Raw genomic sequence first — 11,781 nt, 5'->3', positions numbered from 1 at the left:
TGTGTTTGTGGTTCCTTGCTACTGTTTTATTGCCTACTTATGTAGATATACTAGATGTCACAAGGTCCTTTTTGTATAAAATTGCCACAAGCGGCTGCCAACTTCATTTTGAAAGTTCAACGGCCCTAATCAGAGATATCATTACTATGTTCGACAAATATAAAGTAAAAAAGGCGGGTCAATGCTAACTTCACTTATGCATTTATCTGTACCCCGCCAGCGACAACATGGCGCATCTGGCATCAAACTACTGTTAATTATTTTAGTGACTATGCTGGTCACAATTGGATTAACGTTTTTTATTATTCGCACTTATATTTTTCCGTCGCCATTAACGCCTGTAACGTTAAATGCCCAAGAAGAGCAAAAGCTGGATCAAAAACTGACCCAGCTTGGTTGGCAAGTTGAACCTAGTCGCCAAGTGAGCCAATCACCTAATTCACGCGAACCAAGTAATCGTGGTCATAACAACGCAGAGCTAACCCCGCAGGCATATCGCGAATTTGATGCCGACCGCCAGGTGACTTTTAGCGAAAAAGAAGTTAATTCAATGATTGGCCGTAATCCTGATTTTGCGCAGCGGGTTGCGATAGATTTTTCAGACAATTTGGCCAGTGCAACCTTGCTGATTTCAATTCCTAAGGACTTTCCTCTGATGGCTGGAGAAATCTTACGGGTTAATACTGGGCTGGACATTCATTTAGATACCAATGGTCGCCCAGTAGTTGCTTTAGTTGGCGTGAGCTTAATGGGCGTGCCTATTCCCAATGCATGGTTGGGTAACATGAAAAACGTCAATCTAGTGAGTGAGTTTGGCGACCGTGGTTTTTGGAATACCTTTGCCGATGGTGTGGATAATATTCAGATTCGTGATGGCGAACTGTCGATCAAACTGCGAAAGTAAATGCTACATATCGGTTTGAAAGCAATGTTATAAGTATGGTGTTAGCAGTGAGCCTGAATATCAAGCTCATTGTTTATTGACCGTTTTTTCAGCCCACTCATGTTGAGTGACGCGAATACTTATCACAGCTAACATTATGTTCTGTATAGCACTTTTACCACATGCCAACCAAATTTTGTTTTGACTAGGTGCGGTGTTATTAGCTCGCCATTGAAACAGACTTTATCAAACGGGGGCACCATTTGACCTTTTTTGAACTCACCTAAGTTGCCACCATTTTTGGCTGATGGGCAGCTAGAATGTTTTTTGGCTAGCACATCAAACTTGGCGCCTTTATTGAGCTGCTTGATGATGTCTTCAGCTTGGGTTTGGTGTTTCACTAATATATGTAATGCTGCTGCAGTTTTGGCCATGATATCGGTCTTAGTTTCTCTGTGATTAGCAGATTATTATACCTGTTTCATCAGCTAAATTGGCAGTAGATCCTTGCACTAATGGATCTATTCAATCCCAATATAGGCAAATACTGTAAGGTTTGGACCTGTTAATGCCTAAATCTTGAGGTTTTATTACTGTAATTTACTGATATTAATGATGCTAATAATGATGTCTTTTATTATGTTATATCGCTACAACACGTTGAACTGACGCTGAGTGGCCAGAAAATTAGCTAATTGAGTATTACATGGATTACAGTATTGATCGGTTGGTAAAAAACGACGAGCACATAACAAAAAGGAAATTTTAATGCTTAAGCGAATCATACCCTTATGTATAGCGAGTGCGATAACTATGGCAATACCTGTTCATGCAGAAGAAGATAAATATATTTGGTTAGAAGATGTTGAAGGCGCTAAGCCAATGGAATGGGTTAAGCAACAAAATAGCTTATCTGCTACTCATATTAAGGCTTATCCAGGTTTTGATAAATTAGTCGCCAACAGCTTAGATATTTTAAACGATAAAGCCCGTATTCCTTATGCAACTCGTATTGGCGATTATTTGTATAACTTTTGGAAAGATGAAACCCACGAGCGTGGCATTTATCGGCGAACTACGTTAGCAGAATATGCTAAAGCCGAACCTAAGTGGGAAACCGTGCTCGATATCGATGCCCTGGGTAAAGCTGAGGACGTTAATTGGGTTTTCAAAGGTATTGAATGCCAATATCCACAGAACGAGCGCTGTTTTGTTTCATTATCTCGTGGTGGTGCTGACGCTGCTGAAGTGCGCGAATTTGATTTAACAACGAAAGCCTTTGTCGATAGTGCTCAAAAGCCATTTTTGTTGGCCGAAGCAAAGTCGATGCTAAGCTGGATTGATAAAGACACTGTGTTTGTTGGTACTGATTTTGGCGATGCGCAAAGCATGACCGACTCTGGTTACCCAAGTGTGGTTAAATTGTGGAAGCGCGGCACTCCTTTATCTGCCGCTAAACTGGTCTTTAGAGGGGATAAAAAGTCAGTAGCCGTGTCGGGTTATGTGATGTTCGATGATAAAACCCCACTCAATATCGTCACAGAAAGCTTAACCTTCTACACAGCTAAACATTATGTCTATCAAGATAGTCAGTTAGTGTCGCTGCCTATTCCTGAAGATGCCGATTTGAAAGGTTACTTTAAAGGTCAGCTATATATTGAGCTAAAAAGCGATTTAGTCACCTCAAAGGGTACGTTCAAACAAGGTGCCATTGTTTATACAGCAGTTGATAAGCTCATTGCGCAAAAACCTGAGTTTAGTGAACTGGTATCGCCAACTGCGCACGCTTCAATTTCACAAGTAGCATTTAGTCAGAATGCTATTTTTGTGACTTGGCTGGATGATGTAAAAAGTAAACTCGTCCGATACATGCAAAACGATAAAGGTGAGTGGCAAAGCAAGCCGGTGCCATTTGAAGCCAATGGCACCTTAAGTGTGTTTGATGTAGAACGCGATAGTGATGACTTTTTTGTTAATTACACCAGCTTTTTAGAACCCGCCAGTTTATATCGCTTAAATGGCGCGAGCTTAAAAGCCGATAAAATTAAAGCCATGCCGCAACAATTTGACGCTAATAAATTTGTCACCCAGCAGTACTTTGTTAAGTCAAAAGACGGCACTAACGTACCTTATTTTGTGGTGATGGCTAAAGACATCAAACTCGATAGCAGTAACCCTACATTACTTTACGGTTATGGCGGTTTTGAAGTGTCGCGTTTGCCAGCCTATTCGGCCACTATTGGTAAAAACTGGTTAGAGCAGGGCGGTGTTTATGTACTGGCTAACATTCGTGGTGGTGGTGAATATGGTCCTGCTTGGCACCAAGCAGCATTGAAGCAAAATCGTCATAAAGCGTATGAAGATTTTGAAGCCATTGCCGAAGACCTAATTGCTCGCAAGATTACTTCAAGCAAACATCTTGGTATTCAAGGTGGCAGTAATGGTGGTTTGTTAATGGGAGCTGCCTTTACCCGTCGTCCTGAGCTCTATAACGCAGTCGTGTGCCAAGTGCCATTGTTGGACATGAAGCGTTATAACAAATTACTGGCTGGTGCTAGTTGGATGGGCGAATACGGTAATCCTGATATTCCTGAAGAGTGGGCATACATTAAAACCTATTCTCCATATCATAATTTAAAACAAGGGGTTAAATACCCTAAAGTGTTTTTTACCACCTCAACACGCGACGATCGGGTTCACCCTGGACATGCGCGTAAAATGGTCGCAAAAATGGAAGATATGGGCATAGATGTGTTGTACTTCGAAAATATTGAAGGCGGCCATGCTGGCGCGGCCGACAATACCCAAGCCGCTCAGTTAAGCTCAATGGTTTACGCTTACTTAATGCAGCAACTTCGTTAAATATAGTCGCTCTGTGATGAGTAAAAAGGGTTTCAGCAGTGCTGAAACCCTTTTTTTGTGTCTGACATTGATATGACTCGGCTCGAAACTCCGCATGTCTCAGTCGTACTCTTTTATGATAAAAAGAGCCGCAGTGTAGTGCTGCGGCAAAATAGCCTGAAGCTAATTGCAAGGGTGCTATTCTCGCCATTAGCTAGGGGGAGGCTAAATGACGATGACTTAATCTGCACTTATCAATTCAATTGCATTACTGGCAAGCGAGCCCTTAATTTGAATCGCAACCTTATAAATCATTGCGGCATTGGCCGATGCTTTACTTTGTAAGTCGAGGTCACTGACATTAAAAGTATATTTGCCCGCAGTATCGGTTGCTTCTAATGTTCCGCTACAACTATCACTCCCTGCACCATCGCATTGATAGCTTTGGGTGACATGCCAACGTTTCCAAGCCTTAGGTTTTATCGATAGCGATGCTGGATCAGGAAAGCCAAAATAGACGATATCGTAATTGGCTACATCAATGAGGGCTTCGCCGTCATTATTGGCGACCGTGAATAATAGCGAGCCAGTGGTAGCATTAAATGTATCCAGGGTAACAACTACGCTGCTTGCATCATCAATACTAATGCCATCAAGAACTGGTGGTACAACAACTACTGGCGGCGTCACCACTGGCGGTACAACCACCACAGGGGGATCAATAACCGCTACATCGTCATCATTGTCACTATTACAGCCAAAGATTAGCAATGAACTGGCTAATATGGCGCTAAGATATTTGACATTCATCATGTACTCCTTAATTGTAATGTCCGGTATGGCAGGTCGTGCATTCCATGTCGCTTTTCACACTGGCAGCAGAGCCCATCGTTTCGGTGACACCATGGCATGATTGACATGCTTGGGTTGTCGCCGATGGTTTCGCTTCTGCTAATACCGAAATATCCTCGCCGCCATGAGCTCGATTCAATAGATCGACAATGTAATAAGCCATAGAGGCAGATAGGCGTTTACAGCGTTCACCTTTTAATGCGAAAGGCTTTCCTGATGCCGCAGACCAATTACTAATGGATGAATGGCACAATGGGCTGTTAGCAATAGATGTTGCCCCCACTTCTAATGATTTTTCGGCTGTAGAGCCTATCCCTGCAATGAACTCAGCTGAAGATAAAGGCAAATCGTTGGTTTCATAGTAACGGAATGAAGCCCCAATAATCGCGTTGTTTTGGCCATTAATATCATCAAGAATGTTGATCAGCATGCCTGCTGCATTTAAGTTACCGCAAAGAGTACCTTGGCCTACCACGCCAGCCCAACCGTAGCCGGCTAATGCTGTTGGGATAGTCGCAAACTTGTCAGCATCAATACTGGCCGATACCGCGAGCATAGTCACAATGGCGTGAAAGACTTGGTGCATGCAACCGCCGCCAGTTTCATAGGCTAGCTTGGCAGTAGCCATGGCATCTAACGGTGCATATTTGAGTTTTTCTCCTAACGCTAAACGGTAGTTTCCATCTGCATCTGTAGCAGCAAATGCTGATGTACCTAAGAGGGTTGCCCCGGCTGCGGCGGTGCTTAATCCAATTATTTTTGTTAATGCTTGACGTCGATTTATGCTCATTTTGATCACCCTTATATCATCATTATTGTTGTGTTTAAGCGCTATGACTTCATATGGCTTAGGCTTGTTGTCATATTTTTGCTGGTCGGAATATCGACAGCAACTTGATGACCTAACGATAAGCAATGGGGCGATTAAAGGTGTGATTTATGCCAGATAAAACGGCTTTTAAAATAATGTTCAATTGAGTGAATAAACTTGAACTTTGAAGACTAACTAACCACAAAAAAAGCCGTCTTTTGTGACAGAAGTCTGATCATTTATAGGATTTACGTACATTTATCTGAGTATTTATTGAAATTAACTGTATGAAATGATGTGACAAATATCGCAATTACATCAATCTTGACCACTATTAATTACAAAGAATAAGGAATTAAAGCGTGAAGATAGCAGGATCACAGATTTTATAAGATTTTCTGCATACACTTTAGCCATTATGTGAAGTATTGAGGCAGTTGGTATGCAATTGGGCCATTGCAGGTTTGATAGCGATAAAGGTGAGCTGATCAATCAGGAAAGTGGTCTGGTGTGGTCTCTTCCCAGAGCAGAGTTACATGTACTGAGATTATTAGTCGAGTATCAAGGCAAAGTCGTTGCTAAACCTATATTAGAGTCTGGCCATAAAGACGGTTCACATCTTAGTTCAGCGTCTGTTGCCAGAGCTATTTTTACATTGCGCTCATTTCTTGGGCCGCAACATGAAACGCTTATCGAGACAGTAAAAGGCCAAGGTTATTTGCTCAGACATCACCGTGCCCGCAAAGAAACCCGTTACCAACGAAGACGTTTTACCATCAAATCTTTACCAGTATTGCTGGTGGTCATAAGCCTTTTTAGTGTATTGCTGCTTAGTCTATGGTGGTTTAATCGGCTTGGGCCCTCAATCAGTCCGACTATGCCGCTGAGTATCGACACGGTAACCTTGGATTCTGGTCAGCAAGTTGAAATGATTTTATATTCGCCCTCAAACACCAATAATGAGTTGTTGATTGCTCAAGGGCAGCTGCTCACTCAGAGTCTATTACATTGTCATGAGACAGTATGGAATAAAGTCTTTCTATCTTTATCTCACGATAAGCAGGTGCTGAACATTACCTTCAGAGGCGACTATTTTGGCCAGTCGATTATTCGTAATATCAAAATTAGCGATTTGCGCCAACCCAAGCGTTTTATCAATCCAGAGTGGCTTAAACAGGTGAGTATTTGTGATTCGTCACCAGTCCAGATCGCCTCTTCGCATCAATCTTGGAGGCGTTAGCATAATGGCAAGAAAAGGGTTATGGCTCATCAACAGTGTTATTTTGCTGTGTTTACTGGCTTGTATTGGGACTATTTACTCGCTCACATCTAAGGCGCCAAACTTTATGCTGAGTTGCAGTTCCGAACTGTTTAATCATCAAGCTGGCGAGGCAGACCATAATCATTACTTATTAGTTGATTTGGTCTCTAAAGATGGCTTGGCGCAAATTAACTATCGTTATTTCGACTTATCCGGTAATTCAGCTGGAACGTTAGCGATGACTGGAAAAGTGAACCGAATTGATACTCAAAGGCAAATATACGATATTTCAGTGACCACAAAACAAGAGTATTTAGGCAGTAAAAATGTTTATAAACCAGAGCATTATGAGTATCTATCGTATGTTAGTGGCATTAATTTAAATAAGAACGGTATGCATTCATTAACTATTCAGGTGCTAGAACGTGATGAGGCAAAAGACTATGCAGTGGTATTGTTTCAGCCTAGTAATACCGTATGTGGGTGTCGTTTGGTCAATTAAAGCTAATCTAACAGGCCGAGACTTAGTATCGGCCTGTTAGATTAGGTGTTGTATTTTTTATACTTTTATCGAATTTAACCTTACTTTTGGGGTGTGCGTTAACTCACCAACGGGCAAAATAGTACGCCCGTATTCGGCATTCAACACTTGCGCCATCGCAAAGTAAATAGCGCTTGCACCACAGAAAATACCTTCAAATCCGGCAATAGTGCCAAGCAATGCATTATCAGTAAAATCGCGCGCAGCCAGTAAGAAAAACAATATGGTTAATGAGCCAAATATTACTTGTTTTGCTCGAGGGTAGCGTAACGAACCCACAAACATAAAGGCTGTAAATGTGCCCCACAGGGTTAAATACCAGCCCATAAAGTGTGCTGGACTGGCCGCTACCCCCATATTAGGCATTAAAATAATCCCCACTAAGGTTAACCAAAATAAGCCGTATGAGGTAAATGCCGTAGTACCAAAGGTATCGCCCCGCATAAAGCACATTATGCCGACAATCACTTGGCCAATGCCTCCGTAAAAGATCCCCATTGCGAGGATCATCGAGTCAATGGGGAAATAGCCAGCATTATGAATGTTGAGCAGTATGGTGGTCATGCCAAAGCCCATTAATCCTAATGGTGCAGGATTCGCTAATTTTGTAACCATGATGTTTCCTTAATGGAAAAATGTAACGACCAAATAACGTCGCTAGAGATTAATTTGTACCCCGATTGGGCAAGGCGCGCATTTTAGAGAAAGCTTCAGTGGGTAGCAATAAGTGACAGGGGAGCCATGATGTTAGTAGTAATATGGATATTATTATTTAAAAACAATAACTTAGTATCATCTCGTGCGGCAAGTGTGTTAAGTATATTAATATTCGAGTAATAAACTATTTAAATTCAATTAGATACGGAAAACACCTTCAGCTGGTGTGATATTATTCAAGTCGTTGCTATTGCTGTGATGGGCCTCAAATATAGGGCTAAACTGTTGTCAAATCGCCTAATGAAGTCGTTACTGCAACAGGCTAATTTGTGACGTAAGCAACACTAACTGATTAAGTTTGTAGCGGCTTGCAAAAACAATATTTACTGCAAATTAATCGTTAACCTCTGCTCGAATTAACGAATGGGATAAATGCGCTAAAGTCAGTATCTATGACCTATTTTGTACCAAACGTGTGATTTGTGCCCCAGACCACAGACTAAATTTCTACTGCTAGTTAGTCTGTGGTGAGGTGTTAACTAAAACTACATCAAATAGGCCAACATTATTTTGGTTTATTTATCATCGGAGGTTATATGCAGCATAAGTTTATTACGACGGTCTTAGGGACTTTACAGCCCAATCTTTTGCAATCACTTGCTCAGGTAAGCCGTGAAATTGGCGCAAGTTGGGAGACCAGTAAAGTCATTAAACTCGATGGGCAATTTGTTGCAATGATGCGGGTGATGATAGATGCAGATAAAGAAACGCTATTAAAACAAACATTAGAGCAGAAGTTTAGCCAACTAACCTTTGTCTATGCTGAATTTGAAAGTGAATCGATACATTTTTCTCAAGAGTGTAAGCTCACTTTAGATTGCAGTGACCGTTCAGGGTTAACTCATGATATTAATGAAATTTTAGCGGATCTTGATGTCAGTGTTGATCACCAAGAATGCTACCGTGTGCAAGTAACCAGTTTAGGCAAAACGGTATATAGTGCCAAGATGACGTTAAGATTACCTAAGAATGTAACCATCGCGTTGTTAGTCTCTCAACTTGAAACCTTAAGCGACAATATTCGCATCGGCATAGAAGACTAAAATACCTTGAACTAACGTCCACTATGGATTTAGCTCAAGGTGTAAACCATCATATTGAAAATAAACATATAGCGAGAAAGACGGTAGTTTTTTGAACCGTACTTGGCTTTAATCACTGCTTTTACCTTGGGGTAAGGCAGTGATGCTTTATTGACGGCATTGACGATTTTATTGGCTGTGTCGCCATCAGCCAGGCTGCCAATGACAACCTGGTTGATGAGACTCTGCGGCAATTACACCGTTGGACGGTGCAAATCAAAGCGTAATTCTTCAGCAATACCATAATAAGCCGATGGGCCGCCGGCTCTAAATACCGGATCTGCTAATGCGGTTTGGTAGATACCTTCAGCGCTGAGTAAGTGCTTGTCAATGTGCACTGCCACAACCTCTCCGAGCACTAACCAGCTATCAATTTTGTCACCATTTGCTGCCGTTAGTTGAATGCATTGCGACAGTTTACATTCGAAGCTAACAGGACTTTGTGCAATAAGATCGGCCTTAACAATATTACCTGCTATTGGCGTTAATCCGGCAAATTCAAATTCATCAGTACCATGAGGAAGTGCGGCAGATGTTTGATTCATTTGCACTGCTAGGTTACGGGTAGTGAGATTCCATACAAATTCGCCAGTTTCAACGATATTAGCCACGCTGTCTTTCCAGCCGACACTGGCAAAACCGATAATTGGCGGATCATAGTTAAAACAGTTAAAGAAGCTATAAGGTGCAAGGTTGCGTTGGCCCTGAGCATTACGAGAAGAAATCCACCCTATTGGTCGCGGGCCTATAATGGCATTGAGTGGATTATGTGGCAGACCATGGCCTTTGCTTGGTTCATAAAAGTAGCGGTTATCAGTACTCATATCTTACCTTGTTTTATTGTTAAACGTGTCTGATGGTATCAAGTAGGTTAATGGCAATAATATCAGTAAATCAGCCCCATTAAATTCATACTATCAGATCCATATGATGACTTTATTAGCCTAATGGTGACCTTTACTATCACGGGTTAAATGCCGTCCATAGTAATCGCAAACCAACGATGATCATTAAGCTAAGAATGATTTTTTTAAACTGTTTTTCGTCAAATTTATCCTGGATGCGTAGTCCCAATTTTACGCCAATCCAAGCGATAGGCGCTAATGATGCCGAGATTAATAAATTGCTCAGGTTAATTTGCCCCAACATACTATAGGGAATTAACTTAACTAAATTTATCACCGCAAAAAACACTACGGCAGTTCCCAAGTATTCTGTTTTAGCTAAACGCAGTGGGATCAGATAGGCATTTAATGGTGGTCCTCCCGCATGGGCAACAAAGCTGGTAAAGCCTGCAATGGTGCCGCACATTCTACCCATTAGCGCGGATGGTTTTCGTTGTGACCATTCACCTAATGTGAGGCCGTAGATGCCAAACCCTAATGAAATCACGCCAAGTATACCGCGTAAGTATTGTTCATTAAGTTGATCAAATAATAGATAAGCCACCACAATACCGACGATAGCAGCAGGCAATAAAATCCACAATTGTGCTGTATTTTGTTTCCCCCACCACGAGCGTACACTTAAAAAGTCCATATAAACGAGCAAGGGTAGCATCACTGCCGCAGCGGTTGCGGGGCTAATCGCTAATGCTAATAACGGCACAGTTAACCCGCCAGCACCACCAGCAAAACCTGATTTTGACATACCTGTGATTAATACTGCTGGAATAGCCACTAACCAAAATAATGGATCTGTTAACACCGACACTCCTGCGCCAATCATGATTATTGGCAATTAATAGTAGATAGTTAGAATTGGCAATTTGGATTATTAGGGAAAGATAATATCACTGCCTAATGGTATATGCTCAGCTGGTGAATAGCATATTTAATCTCAACTTAGGAGAAATGCGCGATGATCTAATTGAGCGAATAGTTACCCTAGGGCGTTATTGTACTGATCAATAATTATCTATTTACCCTTGTGGGTGCAATTAATTTATTATGATGTGAGACAATAATGTTGGTTAATTTTAGTTTTATGTTGAAAAGCGTTATTGCCTGATATCCTATTGCAAAATAACGTGATAATTTACGAATAAATGGAATTCACATCGTTAATGGAGGAACAATGCTGGCATTTTTGAGCGCTCATGGAAATGTGCCTTTTTCAATTGCACTGGTAATAGTGATCATGTTGGGCACCTTTGAGCTTATCGCAATGATTGCTGGTTTAAGCATTTTTAGCGCGTTAGACAACTCGTTATCAGTCGATATTGATACTGATGTCGATATGGATGCTGAAACGTCTATCACCGGCATGACAGGTTTATTGGGCTGGTTGTGCCTTGATCGTTTACCGCTGCTTATTTGGCTGGTGTTGATATTAAGTAGCTTTGCGATTGCAGGCTATGTAATTAACTTTACTAGCTTACAAATCTCAGCAGGACTACTGCCGCAACTTATCACTGTACCTATCGCGTTTATTATTACGCTTATTTCTAGTCATTTCCTCGGCAATGCTGTTGCTAATATTCTTCCTAAAAATGAAACCTCGGCGATTTCTGTTGACTCACTTGTCGGTTGCGTCGCTACCATTACTCAGGGGCGTGCAGTTAAAGGCATGCCTACAGAGGCGGTGGCACGTGACGAATTTCAACAAAAACACTATGTATTAGTTGAGCCAGAACGCCTAGGTATTGAATTTGTCCGAGGCGCGGAAGTTGTACTGTTAGCTCGCAAAGGCAAGGTGTGGACGGCTGCACAAATTTAGTTAACTTAATAATAATCACTCTATATTCTCAAACGGTCATGCCATTGCATTGTGCTGACATGATCGAATTACTCT

At 41.6% G+C, this 11,781-nt stretch carries 13 protein-coding genes; 6 read left to right on the top strand and 7 right to left on the bottom strand.

Annotated features, from left to right (window positions below; all coding sequences use genetic code 11):
* Positions 1–181 precede the first annotated feature (181 nt).
* Positions 182–904, top strand: coding sequence for an arginine N-succinyltransferase (locus GW828_RS03995; RefSeq protein ID WP_273057838.1), 723 nt, complete (start codon positions 182–184; stop codon positions 902–904).
* Positions 905–1,038: 134 nt separating this feature from the next.
* Here the strand turns inward: GW828_RS03995 and GW828_RS03990 are convergent, their stop codons facing one another.
* Positions 1,039–1,317: a peptidylprolyl isomerase gene (locus GW828_RS03990; protein WP_182696821.1), complete on the bottom strand. Its 279-nt coding sequence runs from the start codon at positions 1,315–1,317 to the stop codon at positions 1,039–1,041.
* 334 nt (positions 1,318–1,651) lie between these two features.
* Between GW828_RS03990 and GW828_RS03985 the strand changes: the two genes are divergently transcribed.
* Positions 1,652–3,745 carry a prolyl oligopeptidase family serine peptidase gene (locus GW828_RS03985; RefSeq protein WP_273057839.1) on the top strand — a complete coding sequence of 698 codons (2,094 nt, stop codon included), beginning with the start codon at positions 1,652–1,654 and terminating at the stop codon, positions 3,743–3,745.
* 219 nt (positions 3,746–3,964) lie between these two features.
* Here the strand turns inward: GW828_RS03985 and GW828_RS03980 are convergent, their stop codons facing one another.
* Together GW828_RS03980 and GW828_RS03975 are read right to left on the bottom strand one after the other, a co-directional pair.
* Entirely contained in the window at positions 3,965–4,534 is a 570-nt protein-coding gene (locus tag GW828_RS03980; RefSeq protein WP_124015217.1) for a hypothetical protein, read from the bottom strand.
* Positions 4,535–4,544: 10 nt separating this feature from the next.
* A complete protein-coding gene (locus tag GW828_RS03975) occupies positions 4,545–5,366 on the bottom strand; it encodes a cytochrome c3 family protein (protein WP_273057840.1) in 822 nt (273 codons plus the stop codon).
* Between the two features lie 463 nt (positions 5,367–5,829).
* On the opposite strand from GW828_RS03975, the gene GW828_RS03970 reads away from it, so the two are divergent.
* The gene (locus tag GW828_RS03970; protein ID WP_182741733.1) at positions 5,830–6,627 is read left to right on the top strand and encodes a winged helix-turn-helix domain-containing protein; all 798 of its coding nucleotides are present in this window, start codon (positions 5,830–5,832) and stop codon (positions 6,625–6,627) included.
* 4 nt (positions 6,628–6,631) lie between these two features.
* On the top strand, positions 6,632–7,150 hold the full coding sequence (locus GW828_RS03965; RefSeq protein WP_182696817.1) for a hypothetical protein: 519 nt from the start codon (positions 6,632–6,634) through the stop codon (positions 7,148–7,150).
* A 57-nt stretch (positions 7,151–7,207) separates the two neighbouring features.
* Here GW828_RS03965 and GW828_RS03960 read toward each other — a convergent pair whose 3' ends face one another.
* Entirely contained in the window at positions 7,208–7,804 is a 597-nt protein-coding gene (locus GW828_RS03960; protein ID WP_124015213.1) for an acetate uptake transporter, read from the bottom strand.
* Between the two features lie 638 nt (positions 7,805–8,442).
* Between GW828_RS03960 and GW828_RS03955 the strand changes: the two genes are divergently transcribed.
* A complete protein-coding gene (locus GW828_RS03955) occupies positions 8,443–8,949 on the top strand; it encodes a glycine cleavage system transcriptional repressor (RefSeq protein ID WP_273057841.1) in 507 nt (168 codons plus the stop codon).
* 29 nt (positions 8,950–8,978) lie between these two features.
* Here the strand turns inward: GW828_RS03955 and GW828_RS03950 are convergent, their stop codons facing one another.
* From GW828_RS03950 to GW828_RS03940, 3 genes are all read right to left on the bottom strand, one after another.
* A complete protein-coding gene (locus GW828_RS03950; protein WP_273057842.1) occupies positions 8,979–9,182 on the bottom strand; it encodes a hypothetical protein in 204 nt (67 codons plus the stop codon).
* On the bottom strand, positions 9,183–9,812 hold the full coding sequence (locus GW828_RS03945) for a flavin reductase family protein (RefSeq protein ID WP_182696815.1): 630 nt from the start codon (positions 9,810–9,812) through the stop codon (positions 9,183–9,185). It lies immediately after the preceding gene.
* 139 nt (positions 9,813–9,951) lie between these two features.
* Complete coding sequence (locus tag GW828_RS03940) at positions 9,952–10,695, bottom strand: sulfite exporter TauE/SafE family protein (RefSeq protein WP_182723598.1); 744 nt, start codon at positions 10,693–10,695, stop codon at positions 9,952–9,954.
* A 369-nt stretch (positions 10,696–11,064) separates the two neighbouring features.
* Between GW828_RS03940 and GW828_RS03935 the strand changes: the two genes are divergently transcribed.
* Complete coding sequence (locus GW828_RS03935; protein ID WP_273057843.1) at positions 11,065–11,706, top strand: YqiJ family protein; 642 nt, start codon at positions 11,065–11,067, stop codon at positions 11,704–11,706.
* Positions 11,707–11,781 lie beyond the last annotated feature (75 nt).

It is taken from the genome of Shewanella vesiculosa (assembly GCF_009994065.1).
Classification (GTDB): domain Bacteria; phylum Pseudomonadota; class Gammaproteobacteria; order Enterobacterales; family Shewanellaceae; genus Shewanella; species Shewanella vesiculosa.
This window is presented reverse-complemented; position numbering and strand designations above follow the sequence as displayed.